Annotated in this window: 15 protein-coding genes and 1 pseudogene; 10 read left to right on the forward strand and 6 right to left on the reverse strand. The window is 65.4% G+C overall.

What is annotated here, in order from left to right; all coding sequences use genetic code 11:
• The 3 genes and pseudogenes from AB4Z51_RS18215 to AB4Z51_RS18225 form a co-directional block, all read left to right on the forward strand.
• A partial coding sequence (locus AB4Z51_RS18215) for a tRNA ligase subunit PheS family protein (RefSeq protein WP_441497751.1) occupies nucleotides 1-225 on the forward strand: 225 nt, incomplete at its 5' end.
• The gene (gene pheT, locus AB4Z51_RS18220; RefSeq protein WP_441497752.1) at nucleotides 222-2,630 is read left to right on the forward strand and encodes a phenylalanine--tRNA ligase subunit beta; all 2,409 of its coding nucleotides are present in this window, start codon (nucleotides 222-224) and stop codon (nucleotides 2,628-2,630) included. The genes AB4Z51_RS18215 and pheT, both read left to right, overlap by 4 nt.
• Nucleotides 2,627-3,396: pseudogene (locus tag AB4Z51_RS18225) on the forward strand (sulfite exporter TauE/SafE family protein). Before pheT ends, AB4Z51_RS18225 begins: the two are co-directional and overlap by 4 nt.
• Before the next feature lie 98 nt (nucleotides 3,397-3,494).
• On the opposite strand, the gene AB4Z51_RS18230 reads toward AB4Z51_RS18225, so the two are convergent.
• A complete protein-coding gene (locus AB4Z51_RS18230; RefSeq protein ID WP_441497753.1) occupies nucleotides 3,495-4,892 on the reverse strand; it encodes a flavin monoamine oxidase family protein in 1,398 nt (465 codons plus the stop codon).
• Between the two features lie 192 nt (nucleotides 4,893-5,084).
• Between AB4Z51_RS18230 and AB4Z51_RS18235 the strand changes: the two genes are divergently transcribed.
• Nucleotides 5,085-6,056: a YiiX/YebB-like N1pC/P60 family cysteine hydrolase gene (locus AB4Z51_RS18235; RefSeq protein ID WP_135214006.1), complete on the forward strand. Its 972-nt coding sequence runs from the start codon at nucleotides 5,085-5,087 to the stop codon at nucleotides 6,054-6,056.
• Nucleotides 6,057-6,213: 157 nt separating this feature from the next.
• On the opposite strand, the gene AB4Z51_RS18240 is transcribed toward AB4Z51_RS18235, so the two are convergent.
• On the reverse strand, nucleotides 6,214-6,489 hold the full coding sequence (locus tag AB4Z51_RS18240; RefSeq protein ID WP_007598521.1) for a metal-sensitive transcriptional regulator: 276 nt from the start codon (nucleotides 6,487-6,489) through the stop codon (nucleotides 6,214-6,216).
• 50 nt (nucleotides 6,490-6,539) lie between these two features.
• On the opposite strand from AB4Z51_RS18240, the gene AB4Z51_RS18245 reads away from it, so the two are divergent.
• Entirely contained in the window at nucleotides 6,540-9,005 is a 2,466-nt protein-coding gene (locus tag AB4Z51_RS18245) for a heavy metal translocating P-type ATPase (RefSeq protein WP_167767941.1), read from the forward strand.
• A gap of 131 nt (nucleotides 9,006-9,136) precedes the next feature.
• Nucleotides 9,137-9,583 (forward strand): nickel-responsive transcriptional regulator NikR, encoded by a 447-nt coding sequence (nikR, locus tag AB4Z51_RS18250; protein ID WP_135214004.1) that lies wholly within the window; start codon nucleotides 9,137-9,139, stop codon nucleotides 9,581-9,583.
• A gap of 173 nt (nucleotides 9,584-9,756) precedes the next feature.
• On the opposite strand, the gene AB4Z51_RS18255 is transcribed toward nikR, so the two are convergent.
• Nucleotides 9,757-11,400 (reverse strand): S53 family peptidase, encoded by a 1,644-nt coding sequence (locus AB4Z51_RS18255; protein ID WP_135214003.1) that lies wholly within the window; start codon nucleotides 11,398-11,400, stop codon nucleotides 9,757-9,759.
• Nucleotides 11,401-11,687: 287 nt separating this feature from the next.
• Between AB4Z51_RS18255 and AB4Z51_RS18260 the strand changes: the two genes are divergently transcribed.
• The 3 genes from AB4Z51_RS18260 to AB4Z51_RS18270 all read left to right on the forward strand — a co-directional run bounded on the left by AB4Z51_RS18260 (nucleotide 11,688) and on the right by AB4Z51_RS18270 (nucleotide 15,883).
• A complete protein-coding gene (locus AB4Z51_RS18260) occupies nucleotides 11,688-12,860 on the forward strand; it encodes a phosphorylase family protein (protein WP_135214002.1) in 1,173 nt (390 codons plus the stop codon).
• A 63-nt stretch (nucleotides 12,861-12,923) separates the two neighbouring features.
• Nucleotides 12,924-14,951 carry a S8 family serine peptidase gene (locus AB4Z51_RS18265; protein ID WP_135214001.1) on the forward strand — a complete coding sequence of 676 codons (2,028 nt, stop codon included), beginning with the start codon at nucleotides 12,924-12,926 and terminating at the stop codon, nucleotides 14,949-14,951.
• A gap of 191 nt (nucleotides 14,952-15,142) precedes the next feature.
• Complete coding sequence (locus AB4Z51_RS18270; RefSeq protein WP_135214000.1) at nucleotides 15,143-15,883, forward strand: sulfate transporter family protein; 741 nt, start codon at nucleotides 15,143-15,145, stop codon at nucleotides 15,881-15,883.
• Between the two features lie 6 nt (nucleotides 15,884-15,889).
• Here AB4Z51_RS18270 and AB4Z51_RS18275 read toward each other — a convergent pair whose 3' ends face one another.
• Genes AB4Z51_RS18275 through nth form a run of 3 tightly spaced genes read right to left on the reverse strand, consistent with a single transcriptional unit; the run spans nucleotide 15,890 to nucleotide 19,507 of the window.
• The gene (locus AB4Z51_RS18275) at nucleotides 15,890-17,518 is read right to left on the reverse strand and encodes an MFS transporter (RefSeq protein WP_441497754.1); all 1,629 of its coding nucleotides are present in this window, start codon (nucleotides 17,516-17,518) and stop codon (nucleotides 15,890-15,892) included.
• Nucleotides 17,505-18,683: an HlyD family secretion protein gene (locus AB4Z51_RS18280; protein WP_441497755.1), complete on the reverse strand. Its 1,179-nt coding sequence runs from the start codon at nucleotides 18,681-18,683 to the stop codon at nucleotides 17,505-17,507. The genes AB4Z51_RS18275 and AB4Z51_RS18280 overlap by 14 nt, the downstream gene beginning before the upstream one ends.
• Before the next feature lie 56 nt (nucleotides 18,684-18,739).
• A complete protein-coding gene (gene nth, locus AB4Z51_RS18285) occupies nucleotides 18,740-19,507 on the reverse strand; it encodes an endonuclease III (protein ID WP_167767940.1) in 768 nt (255 codons plus the stop codon).
• Between the two features lie 22 nt (nucleotides 19,508-19,529).
• Between nth and AB4Z51_RS18290 the strand changes: the two genes are divergently transcribed.
• Nucleotides 19,530-20,063, forward strand: coding sequence for a DUF2244 domain-containing protein (locus AB4Z51_RS18290; RefSeq protein WP_135213996.1), 534 nt, complete (start codon nucleotides 19,530-19,532; stop codon nucleotides 20,061-20,063).
• Nucleotides 20,064-20,068 lie beyond the last annotated feature (5 nt).

Genomic DNA, 20,068 nt, shown 5'->3' on the forward strand with positions numbered 1-20,068 from the left:
ATTCTCGGCTGCGGCATGGTGCATCCGAACGTGCTGCGCGCCTGCGGCATCGATCCCGACGAGTACCAGGGCTTTGCCTGGGGCATGGGCATCGACCGCATCGCCATGCTGAAATACGGCATCGCCGATTTGCGCCAGCTGTTCGACAGCGACRTCCGCTGGCTGTCCCATTACGGCTTCAAGCCGCTCGAAGTGCCGACGCTTGCGGGAGGACTGAGCTCGTGAAATTCACCCTCTCCTGGCTGAAGGATCATCTCGACACCGACGAGCCCCTGGAAAAGCTCGCCGACAAGCTGACCATGATCGGGCTCGAGGTCGAGAACATCGAGGACAAGGCGAAGGCGCTGAAGCCGTTCACCATCGCAAAGGTGATCTCGGCCGAGCAGCATCCGAATGCGGATCGCCTGCGCGTCTGCATGGTCGACACCGGCGATGGTGGCGCACCGGTGCAGGTCGTGTGCGGCGCGCCGAATGCGCGCACGGGCCTGGTCAGCGTGTTCTCGCCGCCGGGGACCTACATTCCCGGCAAGGACATCACGCTCGGTGTCGGCACCATCCGCGGCGTCGAGAGCCGCGGCRTGCTGTGCTCGGCGGCCGAACTCCAGATCTCCAACGACCATGACGGCATCATGGAGCTCCCGGCGGATGCGCCGATCGGTGCTGCTTACGCCGCATGGGCGGGCCTCGGCGATCCCGTGGTCGAGATCAATCTGACGCCGAACCGGCAGGACTGCACCGGCGTACACGGCATCGCGCGCGATCTCGCTGCCGCCGACATGGGCAAGTTCAAGGACCCCACGATCAAGCCGATCAAGGGTGAATTCCCGTGCCCCGTGAAGGTCGCGGTCGAGGACGCCACGCTGTGTCCGGGCTTCGCGCTGCGCCTCGTGCGCGGGGTGAAGAACGGGCCGTCGCCGGAATGGCTGCAGAAGCGGCTGACCGCGATCGGGCTGCGTCCGATCAATGCGCTGGTCGACATCACCAACTTCATGACCTACGACCGCGCCCGTCCGCTGCACGTGTTCGACGCCAAGAAGGTGAAGGGCAATCTCGTCGTGCGCCGCGCCCGCGATGGCGAGACGCTGCTGGCGCTCGACGGCCGCACCTACAATCTCGATCCCGCCATCTGCGTGATCGCGGACGAGCACGGCGTCGAATCGCTCGCCGGCATCATGGGCGGCGAAGCCTCGGGCTGCGACGAGAACACCACCGATGTGCTGATCGAATCGGCGCTGTGGAACGAGATCAACATCGCCCAGACCGGCCGCAAGCTCAGCATCAATTCGGACGCGCGCTACCGCTTCGAGCGCGGCGTCGATCCGGCCTTCATGGTGCCGGGGCTGGAGCTCGCGACCAAGCTCGTGATGGAGATGTGCGGCGGCGCGCCGTCGGAGAACGTCGTGGTCGGAAAGGCCTTCGGCGACGACCGCGTGATCGATTTTCCGGTTACCGAGGTCAAGCGGCTCTCCGGCATCGAGGTGCCGCAGCCCGAGATGAAGCGTATCCTGACCCATCTCGGCTTCATGATGGCCGGACCGGGTCCGGTGGTGAAGGTCGCGGTGCCCTCGTGGCGCACCGATGTGCATGGCAAGGCCGACATCGTCGAGGAGATCGTGCGCATCTACGGCGTCGACAAGGTGCCGATGACGCCGTTCGAGCGCGGCGAGGACGCGCGCAAGCCGGTGCTGACGCCGCTGCAGCTCCGCACCCGTCGCGCCAGGCGCGCACTCGCGAGCCGCGGCATCATCGAAGCGGTGACCTGGTCCTTCATCACCAAGTCTGCAGCAACCCTGTTCGGCGGTGGCCAGCGCGAGCTCGAAGTCGCCAACCCGATCGCCTCGGATCTGTCCGACATGCGGCCGACGCTGTTGGCGGGCCTGATCGCGGCGGCGCAGGCCAATGCCGATCGCGGCTTTGGCGATGTCGCGCTGTTCGAGGTCGGCCAGCTGTTCAAAGGCGACCGCCCGCAGGATCAGTTCATGGCGGCCAGCGGCGTGCGCCGCGGCTTTGCTTCGTCCGAAGGTCTGGGACGGCATTGGTCGGGTTCGGCGCAGGCCGAATTGTTCGACGCCAAGGCCGACGCGCTCGCGGTGCTTGCCGTTGCCGGTGCACCGATGCAGGCGCTGCAGATCGTCGCGGGCGGACCAACCTGGCTGCATCCGGGTCGCTCGGGCACGATCCAGATCGGCCCGCAGAACGTGCTCGGCTATTTCGGCGAGATGCATCCGCGCGCGCTGGAAACGCTCGGTGCCGATGGCCCGCTGATGGTGTTTGAGGTGATCCTGGATCGCATCCCCGAGGCGAAGAAGAAGCCGACCCGCGCCAAGCCCCTGATCGAGCTGTCGGCCTTCCAGCCGGTGTCGCGCGACTTTGCCTTCATTGTCGACCGCACGGTCAAGGCCGGCGACATCGTTCGCGCCGCCCAAGGCGTCGACAAGAAGCTGATCACCGGCGTGAATGTCTTCGACGTCTACGAGGGCAAGGGCATCGATGACGGCAAGAAGTCGATCGCGATCGCCGTGACGATCCAGCCGCGCGAGAAGACGCTGACCGATCAGGAGATCGAGGCCGTCGCCGGGAAGATCGTGGCGGAAGTCACGAAGAAGACCGGCGGCGTCTTGCGCGGATGACCCTTGCGGATGTTCTTCCGAAGGACGTCAGCCTCACCATTGCGATGGCGCTCTGCGCCGTCGCTTTCGTTTCAGGTACCGCGCGCGGCTTCTCCGGCTTCGGCTCGGCGCTGATCTTCATGCCGCTGGCGAGCAGCATCGCGGCGCCGCGTCTCGTTGCCGCGCTGCTGCTCGTGATCGATTTCGTCGCGGCCCTGCCGCTGCTGCCCAACGCGTGGCGGAAGGCGGACCGCAAGGCCACCGCGGTGATCGTGCTGGGCGCGCTGGTCGGCGTGCCATCGGCACTTATTTCCTCAGCGTGCTCGAGCCCGTCACCACGCGCTGGATCATCTCCTGTTTCGTTGCTGCGCTGTTGCTGCTGCTGCTGTCCGGCTGGCGCTATCGCGGCAAGGACCACGCCTGGCTCTCGGTCGGCATCGGTGGCCTCTCGGGCTTCTGCAGCGGTCTGGCGCAGACCGGCGGCCCGCCGATCGTCGGCTACTGGCTCGGCCGCCCCATCGCGCCGATCGTCGCGCGCGCCAATATCGTGCTGTTCTTCGGCGCGTCGGATTTCTTCTCGATGGTCAGCTACGCGACAACCGGCCTGATCTCACGCGAATCGCTGGTGCTGTCGCTGATTGTCGGCCCGGTCTATGCGATCGGCGTCGCGTTCGGTGCGTCGCTGTTCGGCCGCGCCAGCGAAAAAGTGTTTCGCGCGATTTGCTACGGTCTGATCGCGATGGCGGTGATCGCGGGGCTGCCGGTGCTGGACGGGATTTTGCGCTAGAGCCTTTCCCGTTCCGATGGAATCGGAACGGGGCTCTAGATTCTTGTTTTGACGCGTTTTCTTGACGCGAACCGGTATCCACTTCGCTCGAAAACGCTCTAGTTGCCCTGCTGCCGCGGCGCGCGGCGCTTCTTCGTCGACTGCGTCGGCACGTCGGCCGACTCGTCCTTGAGCGCGCCGATCTTGCGCAAGGCCGCATCCGCCGCGCGCTCGCCGCTTTCCCAGGCGCCGTCGACGGTGCCCCACAGCGTCTCGTGCGTGGCTTCGCCGGCGAGGAACATGTTGCCGATCGGCTCGGTCAGGATTTTTCGCGAGAGCTGCCCGCCGGGCGAGGACGCCGACATCGCGCCCATCACGAAAGGCGAGGCGTTCCAGCGCGTCGCGGTGGTCTTCTGCACGGCGGCCGCCGCCTCGCTGCCGAACAGCTTCGTGATCCATTCCCTGGCGAAGGCGACCATCGCCTTCTCGCCCTGCTCGGAGAGATCGCGGCCGAACGAGCCGCCGACATCGATCGAACACAGTGAAGAGCCGCCGATATTGGCGAGCATCAGCGCCGTGCGCGTCGAATTGCTCTGCTCGATGAGGATGTCGTCACGCGAGAGCCCCAGCGGATTACCCGGCAGTTGCAGCACGATGCGATCGTAGCTGCCGAGCGTGAGCTTTGACGCCGCATCGAGCATGCGCTTGGGAATATCAGGCCCGAACTTGATCGCGCCCGACGTCAGCACGTTGGTCGAGACCGTGACGATGGCGGCGCGTGCGGCGATCCTGCCGGATGGCGTCTCCACGCTGACATCGCGATTGCTCCAGACAATCCTGCTCACCGGCGTCGACAGCGCCACCGGCGCCTGTTCGCCGAGCCTGGTGATCAGGGTCCCCAGGCCCTGGCGGCAGGCGATCGCGGTGTTGCGGTCCTGCGCACGCGCCTTGTCGATCGCCGAGAGCTCCTTGAGGTCTTTGCCCGCAAAGCTCGCACCGAGCGCGAATTCGGCCGCACCGGCCCAGTCGCCGAGATCCTTCGGCAGCACCGAGGCGCAGGCCGTATCGAGCTTGCCGYGCCCGGCCTCGTCGATGGCACGGTTGGCGCGCACCAGCGCCGCCAGGAACTGTTCGGTCTCGCCCGCGCGCGCATTGCGGCGGCCGATACGCATCTTCTGGCCGGTCGGCGCCGGCAGCACGTCGAGCCCGGCACTGCGCGCCAGCCGGATCATCGGATTGGTCTCGGGATTGTGCATCCAGCGCGCGCCGCGATCGAACGGCACGTCGAAGGTCGTGCTGTCCGTGATACAGCGGCCGCCGATCTGGGATGCCGCTTCCACCACCACGACCTTGCGGTTGGCGGCCATGATGCGCCGCGCCGCGGCAATTCCGGCCGCTCCCGCACCGATCACGACGATGTCGGCCTCGCGCGGCAGGGGTGCGGCAGTCGCGCGCAGGACCGGCATCGCGGCAAGAGCCGCCGACGCCGATAGGAAGCTGCGGCGCGTGATTGTCATGTCATGGTTTCCGGGAACTTGCGGCGAACGGGAACAGCCCGCGAACCTTGCTGCATCTGGTGTTGCACGGCAACCATCATGGTGAATCAATCGTGCTTGATCTCACAGAGTGATGAACCGAATTGCAACACGTTTCGACCATGATAGAGAAGGGAAAAAGACGGCCGGAAAAGGCCGTGGGGGGAGTTTGAAATGGGGACGGTTCTGGACTCAGTCGGCAAGCTGATTGCCGCGTACCTCTCGAAGGAGGTGCCGGGCTACGAGCCGTTCACGCCGAGCGACCCGGAGCACCTGCGCGGCGTCATCGAGCCCGGCGACGTGCTGCTGGTCGAGGGCAACAACCGCATCTCCGGCATCATCAAATATCTGACGCAGTCGACCTGGTCCCATGCCGCGCTCTATGTCGGTCCGGTCGAGGGCGCCGTGGAGCCCAACGGCGAGCCGCACGTGCTGATCGAGGCCAATATCGGCGAGGGCGTCACCTCGGCGCCGCTGTCGAAATATTTCCCGTATCACACCCGTGTCTGCCGCCCGGTCGGGCTGTCCTATGAGGACCGCACCACGGTCTGCCGCTATGCGATCAACCGCATCGGCTTCGGCTATGACACCAAGAACATCGTCGACCTGATGCGCTTCCTGTTCCCGTTGCCGATCCCGCAACGCTGGCGGCGGCGCATGATCTCGATCGGTTCGGGCGATCCGACAAAAATCATCTGCTCGGCGCTGATCGCGCAGGCCTTCGATGCCGTGCGCTATCCGATCCTGCCGAAGATCACCAAGGCCGGCAGCCGCGCCGCCCGCCGCGAGATCCTGCACATCCGCGATTCCTCGCTCTACATGCCCCGCGACTTCGACATCTCGCCCTATTTCGAAGTCGTCAAACCCACCATCGTGCACGGCTTCGACTACACCGCGCTGCACTGGGCCGACAAGCAGAAGCCGCTCGAGGAGGTAGCGGGCACATTCAGTGTGTTTCCAGAAACGCTCAGTGCGCCGCCGCTCGTTCCTGAGAAGGTTGACGAAGAAGCGCCGACTGAAGTTCCGGCTGAAGAAGTGAGCGCGCAGCCCGCGGAGATGGGCGCCATCTGCTCCGAGCATTTTGTGCTGCTGAACGAACTGGCGATGTACCGCGCGCGGGGACGCGCGCAGGAGATGGCGGCGTAAGCATCGCGCCTGCCGTCGTTCCGGCAAAGGCCGGGAGAGACGTTGCACCGCTCTTTCCACCGTCATTGCGAGCGTAGCGAAGCAATCCAGAGTCCCTCGGCGGAGGCAGTCTGGATTGCTTCGTCGCTGCGCTCCTCGCAATGACGATGGTGAGAGCCTACCGCTCCGCCCGCCCGATCACCGCCATCAGCTCCGCGATCTTCTCGCGCTGATCGGCCTTGTCGCCGCTCGCGATCGCGTGCTCGACGCAATGGGCGACGTGATCTTTCAGAACCTCTTCCTCGACCCGGCGCAGCGCGGCACGCACGGCCGAGATCTGCGTCACGATGTCGATGCAATAGCGGTCCTCCTCGACCATCTTCGAGAGGCCGCGAACCTGACCCTCGATCCGGCCAAGACGTTTTCCGACGGATGCCTTGATGTCCTTGCGCATGCGCTTTATATACCCCCCTAGGGTATATGTTGCAAGGCCGGAGCATGGCAATGAACGACGCCGAACACGGGCACCATCACACGTCGGAAACACCTTCCGGATGCGGCTGTTCCGCCAAGGCTGCTCCCGAGGCCGCCCCCAAGGCTGCCCCGCCAGCCGATAAGCCCGCGGCGTCCTCCTGCTGCGGCGGGCACGGCGATCAAGCGCATGACCACGGAGCCGCCGCGACAAAAGTCCTCGATCCCGTCTGCGGCATGACGGTCGATCCCGCGACCTCGAAGCATCACCACACACATCACGGCAAGACTTTCCATTTCTGCTCGGCCGGTTGCCGCACCAAATTCGCCGCCGATCCCGCAAAGTATCTCGCCAGAGAGAAGGCGCCCGAACCGGAGATGCCCGCGGGCACGATCTACACCTGCCCGATGCATCCGGAGATCCGCCAGGTCGGACCCGGCAGCTGCCCGATCTGCGGCATGGCGCTGGAGCCGGAGGTCGCGAGCCTGGAGACCGGACCCAATCCCGAGCTTGCCGACATGACGCGGCGGTTTTGGATCGGTGGCGCGCTGGCGCTGCCGGCGGTGGTGCTGGAGATGGGCGGCCATCTCGCCGGACCACACAACTGGATCGATCCGGCGCTGTCGAACTGGCTCCAGCTCGCCTTCACCACGCCCGCCGTGCTGTGGGCCGGCTGGCCGTTCTTCGTCCGCGGCTGGCAGTCTCTGGTCACCCGCAACCTCAACATGTTTACGCTGATCGCGATGGGCACGGGCGTTGCCTATGTCTACAGCGTCGTCGCGACTGTCGCGCCGCAGATTTTCCCGGCGACCTTCCGCAGTCATGATGGCGCCGTTGCCGTCTATTTCGAACCCGCCGCTGTGATCACCGTGCTGGTGCTGCTCGGCCAGGTGCTGGAGCTGCGCGCCCGCGACGCGACGTCGGGCGCGATCAAGGCGCTGTTGCAGCTTGCGCCAAAAACCGCGCGCCGCGTCGGTGCCGATGGCGGCGAGCATGAGGTCGAAATCGAGCAGCTCCACGCCGGCGACCATTTGCGCGTCCGTCCCGGCGAGAAGGTGCCAGTCGACGGAATTATCCTCGAGGGACGCTCCGCGCTCGACGAATCCCTCGTCACCGGCGAATCGATGCCGGTCACCAAGGAGCCAGGTGCGAAAGTTATCGCCGGCACGCTCAACCAGTCGGGCGGCTTCATCATGCGCGCCGACAAGGTCGGGCGCGAGACCCTGCTGTCGCAGATCGTGCAGATGGTCGCGGACGCGCAGCGCTCGCGCGCGCCGATCCAGCGGCTGGCCGATCAGGTCGCGGGCTGGTTCGTGCCGACCGTGATCGCCGTCGCCATCGCCGCCTTTGCCGCCTGGGCCTGGTTCGGACCGGAGCCGCGGCTGGCGTTCGGCCTCGTTGCTGCCGTCAGCGTGCTGATCATCGCCTGCCCCTGTGCGCTCGGCTTGGCGACCCCGATGTCGATCATGGTCGGCGTCGGCCGCGGCGCGCAGGCGGGCGTGCTGATCAAGAACGCCGAGGCGCTGGAGCGGATGGAGAAGATCGACACGCTGGTGGTCGACAAGACCGGCACGCTGACCGAGGGCAAGCCCAAGGTGGTTGCGATCGTCCCGGCTGCCGGCTTTGCGGAGGACGACATCCTCCGCATTGCGGCCAGCGTCGAGCGCGCCAGCGAGCATCCCCTCGCCGACGCCATCGTGCGCGCCGCGAAAGAGAAGCAACTCACCCTCGCTCAGGTCGAACAGTTCGACTCGCCGACGGGCAAGGGCGCGACCGGAAAAATCGACGGCAGGAGCATCGTGCTCGGCAACGCAAGATATCTGGGGTCGATCGGTATCGACACCAGAGCGCTCGATGCCGAGGCCGAACGGATGCGCCAGGACGGCGCCACCGTGATCAACATGGCCGTCGACGGCAAGCTGGCCGGCCTGTTCGCGATCGCCGATCCGGTCAAGGCCTCGACTCCGGACGCGTTGAGGGCGCTGGCCGATGAAGGCATCAAGGTCATCATGCTGACCGGCGACAATCTCACGACGGCGGAAGCGGTGGCGCGCCGGCTCGGTATCGTCGAGGTCGAGGCCGAGGTTCTGCCCGACCAGAAGAGCGCGGTGGTGACGAGGCTGCAAAAGGCCGGGCGCAGCGTCGCGATGGCGGGCGACGGCGTCAACGACGCGCCGGCGCTGGCGGCCGCCGAGGTCGGCATCGCCATGGGCACCGGCACGGACGTGGCGATGGAGAGCGCCGGCGTCACCCTGCTGGGCGGTGATCTCACCGGCATCGTGCGTGCGCGAAGACTGTCGCAGGCGACCATGAGCAACATCCGGCAAAACTTGTTCTTCGCTTTCATCTACAACGCCGCCGGCATTCCGATCGCGGCCGGCATCCTCTATCCGGCGTTCGGCATCCTGCTGTCCCCGATCATCGCCGCGGCGGCGATGGCGCTGTCCTCGGTGAGCGTGGTCGGGAATGCGCTGCGGCTGCGCGCGACGAAATTATGAAGGAATGCGTAGCCCGGATGGAGCGAAGCGAAATCCGGGATCCTGCCCACATATTGGCACCGTCCCGGATTGCGCTTCGCTCCATCCGGGCTACGGTTCACGGGACACAGGCGAGACGCGGGGAGCATCTGATGCAGCGGATTACGATCACCATCGAGGACGATCTTTTGGCGGAGATCGACGCGGCTGCGGAAGCGCGCGGCTACCAGAACCGCTCCGAGATCATCCGCGACCTCACGCGCGCCGGCCTGCAACAGAGCACCGAGGACACCGCGCAGACCGGCCCCTGCGTCGCCGGCCTCGTCTACGTCTACGACCACGCCGCGCGTGATCTCTCGAAGCGCCTGGTGCAGGAATTCCACGGCCACCACGACCTCGCGCTGGCCACCCTGCATGTCCATCTCGACGATAACAATTGCATGGAGATGACGGCGCTGCGCGGCGACGCCGGCGAGGTCAAGCATTTCGCCGACCACATCATCGCCGAGCGCGGCGTCCGCTACGGCCGCGTGGTGATGATCCCGACCGGTGAAGGGAAGCAGGCGAAGGCGCGCAAGCACGGGCACCGGCACGAGTAGGAGCGAGTCGCACACGCGCTTCACCCTCTCCCCTTGTGGGAGAGGGTGGCTCACCGCGCAGCGGTGAGACGGGTGAGGGGTATTTCTCCGCGAATTCTGAACTCGCGGAAGCATACCCCTCATCCGGCGCTTCGCGCCACCTTCTCCCATAAGGGGAGAAGGAAGAGACAAGCTCACGCCGAGAGCAAATTCTGCAGCGCTTCGCCGTTGGGGACGCCGAGGCCGGAGCAGGCGTCCCAGCCGGGGCCGGCCTTGTACATGCCGTGCAGATCGCCGGTGATGTCGTTATTGCCGACCGTGATGTCGCGGAACACGCCTTGCGTGTGGGAGGCATAGATCAGCGGGTTGATGAAGCCGACGGTCTTGCCGAATTTCTTCGTCGTCGCCTCGTTGATGCGGGCGATCAACCCCGCCATCAGCGGCGCCACGGCACTTGTGCCGCCGATGGTGGTACCGACGCCGTTGAGGAAGATCTGGTAACCGGTCGCGGGATCGGCATCGCCGGCAACATCGGGCACGCCGCGGCCATTGTGATGCGTCGGTGATTTCGGCACATGGGCCTGGGCCTGGTATTGCGGCCGCGGGAACACGACGCTGACACCGCCGCCGCCTGCGCCGCCCTGCGGCCCGCCGTTCCAGACCACCTCGTTGATATGGCCGTTCGGCGCCTTCAGATTGGTGCCGCCGCAGGCGAGTGCAAACGGGCTCGAGGCCGGGAAATCGGCATGTGGCTTGCCGTCCCAGTCCGCACCCATGTCAGCCGAACCATTGTCGCCGGAGGCAACGCAGACGGTGACGCCCATCGCGGCGGCGTCGCGGATCGCCTCGTTCAGGCCGTCGACGAATTGCTGCGAGCCTTCCTGGTCTTCCGGCCCACCCCAGCTGATCGAGATCACCGAAGGTTTTCGCGCGGTGTCGTGGACGGCGGCCTTGACCGCATCGATGAAGCCGTTGGTGGTGTTGGGCGCGAAATAGACCACGATCCTGGCGCCGGGCGCGATCGCACCGGCCACCTCGATGTCGAGCACGACCTCGCCGTCGGCGTCCGAATGGCCGGGCTTGTTGGCGCCGCCGTCGACGCTCGCGGGTGCGATCTTCGGCATCGGGATGCCCGCCTTCTTGAAGAAGGTGCGCAGGTCTGACGTTTTGTAGCCGGCGCCCGTGGGATGGCCCTTCTGGTCGATGTCGTTGAGCTCGATGATGGCGATGCACTGGCCGGCGCCGGTCTCGCCGCCGGGGAAATTGTAGAGCTGGGCGATCTGATCGACCGAGAAGCTGCCGCCCTGCGCGGCGCGTGCGGCTGCGCCCTTCTGCGGCAGCTTGCGGCGGAAGTGGGGTTGCGCCACCGGCCGGTTGTCCAGGCCGTGCACGCCGACCACGATACCTGCGAGCTCGGCCGGGATCTGCACGCTACCTTTACGCATGCGATGGGTCGCGCCCTCGTATCTGACCTTGTTGAGCTTGACGCCGAAGGCTGCGCTCATGGCCTTCACCGTCCCGGTCAGCTTCACGGTGCGGGACGCCAGATGCACGCTCTTGACGTTGAGATCGTGGTGATGCGCGAAATCGTCGATCTTGGCGACGTCGGCGGGGTCCGCGCCCATCTCTGCGCCGAACTCGGCACGCGAGAGATACTGCCGCTCGCGCGGCGGTTGCGCGCCGAGCGTCATCACCTGCTCATCGTCGGCACGCTTCGCGCGCAGGCGAACGCTGATCTCGATTTCCTGCTTGGGATCGGCCGCGCCGACGAGCTTGGCCCCCTTCGGCAATTTCCGTGCGCTGTTCGCCAGCGTCACGCGCGTGGTCGAGCTTGCCATGACTTCCTCCGTTTGTGATTGGAAGGCAGATTGTCGCACCTCAACTATAGGTGTAATCTCAAGCCCAAATTGGTTCAGGCATTTGAGCGATATTTTTTCAGCAAACCTCTTGTTTGACAGGGGCAACATCCAACTTGCTCAGATCGGCACGGAATCGGTCAATATTCACGACCATTCGTCGACAACGATTTCGATTTAAAATTGCAACCGTTGGCTTGTCTGGCCGACCAACGGAAGACGTTCGTCGAAATCAGACGTCTGAAAATCAATTTGGCGGAGACATTGCGATGCGTGCTGACCGCAAATGGGTTGAGAGAAATCTCGGTTTTGATCCGATCACGACGCCGCCCCCGCCCGACACCTTCGTGGTGAAGCGCGTGGCCAAGGGCGCGGTGAAGAAATCCGCGAAGGTCTCGACCGAGGACTTTCGGCGCGAGATCATCGATTTCGATTCGGAATCGAGCGAGGGCCGCGAGTTCATGGCCTTCTCGACCTCAACCGGGCTGTCGCGCTTCACCGACATTGCCTGGCCGAAGGGGCTGGCGCCGCAAACCGGGCCGAAGCCGAAGGGCAACGGCAAGGGACCGTTGCCGCGCGCCGACGTGCTGGTCGTGACCTGGACCGTCGACGAGGGGCACGCCCTCAGCCGCGTGCTGACGCCGGGCAAGGACTCCCGCAACGATTACGTACCCTATACGCACAATTACGCGGCCATCTCCAAGAAGATGCGCAACGGGTGTCCGGCCAAGGAGCTGAAACGGCTCGGCACCTACTGGACCACCACGATCGGCAAGAAGAAGGTCGTGATCTTCAAATCCGATTCGCACATGTCGCAGGACGGCCCGCAGCTGCCGAACATCGACGTCTGGCGCCAGATCATCACCGAGGTGCAGCCGACGCTCGTCATCACCACGGGCACGGCCGGCGGCATCGGCAGGGAATTCGAGGTCGGCGACGTCGTCGTCAGTCCGATCGTTCGCTTCGACTGCCTGTCGAAGTTCAAGAAGCAGCCGTTCGCGCAGGAGCATTTTTCCAGCAGAACCGCCGTGACGAAGAAGTTCGCGCAGGCCAAGACGCTGTTCAAGGCCAATGCCGGGCAATTGCCGAAGGACAATACAAGGGCGCCGAAGATCTTCGTCGTGAAGCCGAGCGGCCTGTCCTCCTCCGTGGTCACCACCGACTTCTTCGGCTTCGACACCTCGGACGACCACTTCCATCTCCAGGGGCTCGGCGACGTCTCCGAAATGGGCGATGCCATCCTTGGCCTGGTCGCGCAGGAGATGGGCGACAAGGCACCGCGCTGGCTCGCGATCCGCAACGTTTCCGATCCGCAGATCAAGGCCGAAGGCACCCTGCAGCAGCAGGAGCAGATCGCCGCTCAGATCTACAAGGGGTTCGGCCGCTGGAGCACGGTCTGTAGCGCCATCACCTGCTGGGCCAGCATCGCGGCGGAGCCGTAGCGAGCGATCCGGCCAGCGCAGACGACAAAGGACGGGCGATCAATCAGGGAAAGTGGAACGGCCATGGCGCAGATCACGATCAACGGCATCACGATCGATCCTTCGGCTCCGCACGCGGAACGCGCCGCGCTGTCGCTGGATCATGCGAATGCGAAGGAATCCGACTACATCATCGTGCAGACCGACCAGCCGCTCAACGCCGAGCGCAGAGGGCAGCTCGCCAAGGCCGGCGCCGAGATCCTGGAAGCCGTCCCGGGCAGCGCCGTCATCTGTCACTTTCCGGCGGCCGGGCTCGACAAGGTGCGGAAACTGCCGTTCGTGACATGGGCAGACCTCTACCCGGGCATCGTGAAGATCGCGCCGGCACTGCGCAACCTTGACACCCAACCCGGAGGCGTCGCTGCGGCGCGCGCGCTTGCGGCAAAGCCGGCGGCGCTCGACCGCACCAGCGTGACCGTCGACGTCATGCTCCACCGCAATGTCGGCGTGAAGGCCGCTGCAAAGAAGATCGCGGAAGCGGCGCATGTGCAGCTTGACGACGTCGTTCCGGGCACGGCCAAGGTGCGTGTGACGCTGAAGATGCGCCGTCTTGCCGACGTCGCTGCGCTCGACGAGGTGCGCAGCGTCGAGAAGGTCTTTCCCCGCAAGCTGCTCAACAACATCGCGCGGGGCATTCTTCGCGTTCCCGCGGCGACGCCCAGCAATGGCGGCGAAGGCGCGGGCGAGATCATCGCGATCGCCGATACCGGTTTCGACAAGGGATCGACCACGAACACGCACCCGGCTTTCAAGGGGCGCGTCAAGAAGCTCTACGCGCTCGGCCGGCCTGGGCGCAAAGACGATCCTGATGGTCACGGCACCCATGTTGCGGGTTCCGCCCTCGGCGACGGCGTATCGAAAAGCGACGGCCCGATCCGCGGCACGGCTCCCGGCGCAAAGCTGGTTCTGCAATCCGTGCTCGACAGCGGCGGCAACCTCGGCGGCCTTCCCGACAGCCTCGATGCGCTGTTCGGTCCGCCCTACAAGACCGACAAGGCGCGAATTCATTCCAACTCCTGGGGCAGCGTCGGAAACTTCGGCGTATATGATTCCCAGGCCAACGAGCTCGACACGTTCGTCTACGCGCATCGCGACATGCTGATCTGCTTTGCCGCGGGAAATGAAGGCAGCGACAAGGATGGCAATGGCCAGGTCGACCCCAACTCCGTGACGCCGCCTGGTACGGCCAAGAACTGCCTCACCATCGGCGCATGCGAGAACAATCGCCCCAACGAGCCCATGACCTACGGAGAGGCCTGGCCACGCGATTTTCCGGCCATTCCCATCAACCCCGATCCCGTCGCCAACGATCCCGAAGGGATGGTGGCGTTCAGCAGCCGGGGACCCACGAACGACGATCGCATCAAGCCCGACGTCGTGGCGCCAGGATCTTTCATCCTGTCAACGCGCTCCCGCGTCACGAAATCGAAGGGATGGAAGCTCTCGAAGGACCCGCTCTACATGTTCGAAGGCGGTACCAGCATGGCCACGCCGCTGGTGGCCGGATGCGTCGCGGTGGTCCGGTCGTTCCTGAGGAAGAGCCACGGGCTGAAGTCGCCGAGCGCCGCACTGCTGAAGGCACTCATCATCAACGGAGCTCGTAGCATTGCTGGCCAATACATTCCCTCGGAGGCGGGCTCTGTCGCAAACAACAGTCAGGGTTTCGGCCGAGTCGACGTCCAGGCCGTGGTCGGCCCCCTTGCTGCGAAGGAAGCCTTGCAGTTCTTCGACGAGAAGAAGAAGCTCGACGCAGGCGAACGCGAAGACCGCACGGTCACGATACCGGCGGCAAGCGGCCGCCTGAAGGTCACGCTGGTCTGGACCGATCCGCCTGGCGAAGGCCTGCAAAGCGACCTCGATCTCGTCGTGGTGGCCAACAAGCAGGAACGCCATGGCAACATGCCGGCCGGCTCGAAGGACTTCGACCGCCGGAACAATGTCGAGCAGGTCATCTTCGAGAATCTGCCGGCCGGCGAAGCGGTGATATCGGTCATCGCTCATTCCATCGCCGTCGCGCCGCAGAACTATGCCCTCGTCATCAGGGTCAGCTAGAGCGTCTTCAAGCGAAGTGGCTGCCGGCTCGCGCGAAGAAAACGCGTCAAAACAAGCGCCTTGAGCTTCCGTCCTGATTCACTCAGAACCCAAGCTCAAGGCGCGGCAATCTGTCCCGGAAGGCTCGGCCTCTTGTCGAACCTTCCGCGCATGTCTACCTCTCGCGGGTGGTTTTGCTGAGAGGTACTCCGATGCTGGATGCCGCCGTAAAGGCGCTGTCGCAATTGATCTCGCCGCCGATGCGCTCGATCCTGTGGCGATCGATCGGGCTTGCACTGGTGCTGATCATCGTGCTGGCGATCGGCTTGCAGCGGCTGCTGAGCTGGTTTGCGACCTATGGCGAGGTCTGGCTGGAAGGCCTGCTCGGGCCGAGCTGGCATTCCTCGCTCGAGGTCCTCGCCTGGATCGTCTCGATCACGGCGGGCCTCAGCGTCGTGTTCGGCGGCGTGTTCCTGATGCCTGCGATCACCTCGCTGGTGGCGAGCCTGTTCGTCGACGACGTCGCCGACATCGTCGAGCGCGAGCACTATCCCGCCGAGCGGCCGGGCGCTGCGCTGCCGTTCAGCCAGGCGATCTACGAGGGCGTCAAGACCGCGCTGCTGACGATCGTGGTCTATCTGGTGGCGTTGCCGCTGGTCCTGTTCGCCGGTGCCGGATTCCTGATCTTCTTCGTCGCCGCCGCCTGGCTGCTCGGGCGCGAATATTTCGAGCTCGCCGCGATGCGCTTCCGCTCACCGGAGGACGCCAAGGCGATGCGGCGCGACAACGCCGCGACCATCTTCACCGCCGGCCTCTTCATCGCGGCCTTCGTCTCGATCCCGATCGTCAATCTGGCGACGCCGATCTTCGGCATGGCGTTCATGGTCCACATGCACAAGCGCCTGTCGGGGCCGCGGCCCGAGCTGATCGAGCCGGCGCGGCAGATGCGGTGAGGCCTCTCAGTTCACTTGCACCCCGCATTTGCGCAGCAGCATCTTGGCGAAACCGAACGGCGCCGGCGTGAACGGGCCCGGTGGCGCCCGGGTGATCAGCGCGACGACGCCGAGTGCGACCATCGCGAGCCAGAAGCACAGCCAGAAGCCGTCGATATAGGCGAGCACATTGGCCTCGCGCTGCACCAGGCCCGCGAGCGTGCCGACCGCGCGCGCCTGCGCCATGCCGGTGCCATGGGCCGCGAAGTAATCGGCGAGCTGCTTGAGCCTACCCACCACGTCGGCATTGCCGACCACAAGGTCCTGGCCGAGATAGAAGGAATGGACCTGCTCGCGCACGCGCAGCCACGTTCCCATCAGCGCGATGCCGATCTCCGCGCCGCCGAGCCGCATGATCTGGATGTAGGCGGCAAAGGAGGTGGCGCGGCTCGGATCGGCGTTCGACAGCAGCGTGATGATGATCGGCAGCAGGAGCAGCGACTGCCCGATCGCCTGGAGCAGCACGATGCCGACAAAATCCTCGCGCGCCCAGACATGGCTGAGCTGCGTGCCCCAGAGATTGGCCGCGGCAAAGCAGGCAAAACCCAGCACCACGACGAGCCGCGTATCGAAATGCCGCAGCAGCCAGATCGAGATCGGCACCAGCACGAACATCGGCAGCGCGCCATAGGTGAGCAGCACCATCCCGCTCTGCTCCGGCCGGAGCAGAACGACATTGCCGAGGAAATTCGGCACCAGCGACGAGTTGGAAAGGCTGGTCAGCGTGTAGAGCAGGATCAAGATCAGCCCCAACCCGACATTGCGCGAGAACAGCACGTTGACATGCGCCCAGGGCTGTCGCACCAGCGACTCGTTGACGAGGAAGCCTGCGAACAGCACCACACCGCTGACGAGCAGCGCCATCACCGTCCCCGAGCCGAGCCAGTCCAGGCGATTGCCCTGGTCGAGGCCGRCATAGATCATCGAGACCGCGGCGCCGAGCAGCAGCATGCCGCCCCAATCGGCCTCGCGCAGCAGCGTGCGGTTCACCGGCTCGCTCGGCGTGCCCAGATAAACCATCAGGCCCATCAAGGGCGCGATCACGACGCTCTGCCAGTACATCCATTGCCAGCCCAGATGGTCGACATAGAAGCCGACCAGGGAGCTCGACGTATCCAGCGCAAAGCCGACCCGGATCGAATAGAGCGAGATCGCCGGCACCCACCATCGGATCGGCAGGTTTCGTAACACGATCATGAGCGTCGCAGGCACGAAGGTGCCGAGCAGCAGGCCATGGACGACGCTGAGCGCGAGCAGCGTCGGATAATCGTGCACGAAGGGAATGATCAGCGACACCGCGGCGTAGACGAGGCTCGGGATGCCGAGCACGCGGCGCAGGCCGAACACCGTCGCGAGCCACGCCACCGCCGGCGCGATCAGGATCTGCGAGCCGATGCCGGCGGTCGAAAGCCAGGCGCCCTCGTCGAACGAGAGCGAGAACGCACCGCGCAGGTCCGGCAGGCCGACCGTGGTCAGCCGGCTGTCGAAATTGGCGAGGAACGAGCCGAGCAGCACCGCCGCCACGGCAAACAAGGGCTGTGGCGCGATGCCGCCGCGCGAGAGAGGTCCGCGGCCGGCATCGTCATTTTCCGCCATTCGCGGCCTTCGTGTCGATGCTGGTGACGACCGACATGCCCGGCACCAGCCGCGCCAGCAGCGGCTGGTTGTCGTCGAACTGGATGCGCACGGGAATGCGCTGCACGACCTTGGTGAAATTGCCGGTCGCATTGTCCGGCGGCAGCAGGGCCACTTGCGCGCCGGTCGCGGGCGCAATGCGCTCGACCTTGCCGCGCAGCTTCTCGCGCGGGAAGCCATCGACGGTGATCTCGACCGGCTGGCCCGGCGCGACATGAGTGAGCTGGGTCTCCTTGTAATTCGCGATCACATAGACCTTCGGCAGCGGCACCACGTTGATGAGGTTGGTGCCGATGTTGACGTAGTCGCCGGGCTGCACCTGGCGCTCGCCGACGACGCCGTCGAACGGCGCGGTGATCCTGGTATAGCCGAGCTTCAGCTTCGCGCTCGCCAGCGTCGCCTTGGCCGCCGCGACATCGGCGGCGCGCTGCTTCTTGGTGCCCTGCAGAACTTCGAGTTGATGCTGCTGCGCGGCGATGACGGCGCGACTGGCACGTACGTCGGCCTGCGCCTTCGCATAGCCCGCGACGGCCTGTTCCAGCCGCTGCCGCGTGCCGGCTTCCGTCTGCGTCAGGGATTTCTGGCGATCCTGCTCCTGCCGGGCCTCGACTTCCAACGCTTCCGCGGACAGCTGCGCGGCCTGCGCCTGCGCGATGGTCGCATATTGCAGCTCGACCTGGTTGCTCAGATTGTCGAGCACGGCCTGCGCGGCGGCGACAGCGGCCTCGGACTGCGCGACCTGGGCCTGGTAGTCGGCGGGATCGATCTGGATCAGGAGATCGCCGGCCTTGACGCGCTGGAAGTCGGAGACCCCGACGGTCAGCACTTCGCCGGAGACGCGGCTTGCAAGCCGCGTCAGATCGGCGCGCACATAGGCGTCGTTGGTGGTCTGGACCACGGCGTTGCCGACCCATTCGTCGAAGCGCAGCGTCGCCAGTGCCACGAAGGCGAGCGCGACGATCACGGCGAACAGGGGGATCGCGAGCCGGCCCCAGAGCGAGCTCGCCGGCCGCTGTGTCGGCTTCGGCGGCGGAGCCGGTGCCGCGGCCGGCGGTGGCGGTGGCGATGGCGATGGCGATGGCAATGGCGATGGCGATGGCGATGAGATTTGTTCTTGCTGACTCACGACATGTCCCCAAAACCGGCTTGCTTCACATCGCCCCCCGAAACGACGGCGCCACCTCAGACCGTCTTCTCCGGCCACCGGCAGAGATCGTTGATCAGGCAAACCTCGCAGCGCGGCTTGCGGGCGAGGCAAGTATAGCGGCCATGCAGGATCAGCCAATGATGGGCGTGCAACATGAACTCGGCCGGGATCACCTTTTCGAGACCGAGCTCAACTTCGAGTGGCGTCTTGCCGGGCGCGAGCCCGGTGCGGTTGCCGACCCGGAAGACATGCGTGTCGACCGCCATGGTGTGCTCGCCGAAGGCCATGTTGAGCACCACGTTGGCGGTCTTGCGCCCGGCGCCTGGCAGAGATTCGATCCCGGCGCGCGTGCGCGGCACCTCGCCGCCGAATTCGCTGAGCACCTTTGCCGACAGCGCAATCACGTTCCTGGCCTTGGTGCGATAGAGGCCGATGGTCTTGATGTATTCGCGCAAGCGTTCTTCGCCGAGGTCGAGCATCTTCTGCGGCGTGTCGGCGATCTCGAACAATGCGCGTGTCGCCTTGTTGACCCCGGCATCGGTGGCCTGCGCCGACAGCACCACCGCGACCAGCAGCGTGAACGGATTGACGTGCTCGAGCTCGCCTTTCGGCTCCGGATTGGCCTTGCGGAAACGGCTGAAGACCTCGTGGATCTCGGCCGGCGTCCAAGGTTTGGTAGAATTGGGTCTTGTGGCCTTGAGCGATTTCCTGGCGGGAGCCTTCGGCTTCGCAACTATCGCCTTTGCCTTTTTCTTCGGCACGGACGCTTTGCGCGGGGCCGGCTTGCGGGTGATTTTCGCCATGATCCGGATATACTGAGGGACGATGAGCACAGGCAACGAAATTGAGCGCGGGCGATCTGAAAGCGAGACGGAGCCTCAGATCTTCTCCGCGCTCCTGACGCCGCACCGCTCGCTGAACCGCACCGGCTTCCTCGCCGTGATGCTGTTCCTGAGCGTGGTGAGCTTTGCCACCGGCCTCGCCTTCCTGATGATGGGTGCGTGGCCGGTGTTCGGCTTCTTCGGCCTCGACGTGCTGGTGATCTGGTGGGCCTTCAAGGCTAATTTCCGCACCGCGCGGGCGCGCGAGGAGATTTCGGTCACGACGTCTGAGCTGCGGGTGCGGCGCGTCAGTCATCGCGGCCAGGTCGCCGAATGGACGTTCAATCCGCTCTGGGTCCGCCTCGACATGGAGGTCGACGAGGATTTTGGCATCGAGCATCTCTATCTGATCTCGCGCGGCCACCAGATCCAGATCGCCCGCTTCCTCGGCCCGGACGAAAAAGCAAGTTTTTACAAAGGCTTGGTTGAGGCCCTGAACGCCGCCAAGCGCGGCCCGACCTACAACCCGGTCTCCTGAGTCCG

Origin of the sequence: Bradyrhizobium sp. 2TAF36, from assembly GCF_052114925.1 — a bacterium.
Lineage (GTDB): Bacteria > Pseudomonadota > Alphaproteobacteria > Rhizobiales > Xanthobacteraceae > Bradyrhizobium > Bradyrhizobium barranii.

Excerpts from the sequence above, each read along its gene's own strand:
- AB4Z51_RS18235 (WP_135214006.1), top strand. The coding sequence starts at position 5,085 with ATGGGGACGGTTCTGGACTCAGTCGGCAAGCTGATTGCCGCGTACCTC.
- AB4Z51_RS18240 (WP_007598521.1), bottom strand. The coding sequence starts at position 6,489 with ATGCGCAAGGACATCAAGGCATCCGTCGGAAAACGTCTTGGCCGGATC.
- AB4Z51_RS18245 (WP_167767941.1), top strand. The coding sequence starts at position 6,540 with ATGAACGACGCCGAACACGGGCACCATCACACGTCGGAAACACCTTCC.
- nikR (WP_135214004.1), top strand. The coding sequence starts at position 9,137 with ATGCAGCGGATTACGATCACCATCGAGGACGATCTTTTGGCGGAGATC.
- AB4Z51_RS18255 (WP_135214003.1), bottom strand. The coding sequence starts at position 11,400 with ATGGCAAGCTCGACCACGCGCGTGACGCTGGCGAACAGCGCACGGAAA.
- AB4Z51_RS18260 (WP_135214002.1), top strand. The coding sequence starts at position 11,688 with ATGCGTGCTGACCGCAAATGGGTTGAGAGAAATCTCGGTTTTGATCCG.
- AB4Z51_RS18265 (WP_135214001.1), top strand. The coding sequence starts at position 12,924 with ATGGCGCAGATCACGATCAACGGCATCACGATCGATCCTTCGGCTCCG.
- AB4Z51_RS18270 (WP_135214000.1), top strand. The coding sequence starts at position 15,143 with ATGCTGGATGCCGCCGTAAAGGCGCTGTCGCAATTGATCTCGCCGCCG.
- nth (WP_167767940.1), bottom strand. The coding sequence starts at position 19,507 with ATGGCGAAAATCACCCGCAAGCCGGCCCCGCGCAAAGCGTCCGTGCCG.
- AB4Z51_RS18290 (WP_135213996.1), top strand. The coding sequence starts at position 19,530 with ATGAGCACAGGCAACGAAATTGAGCGCGGGCGATCTGAAAGCGAGACG.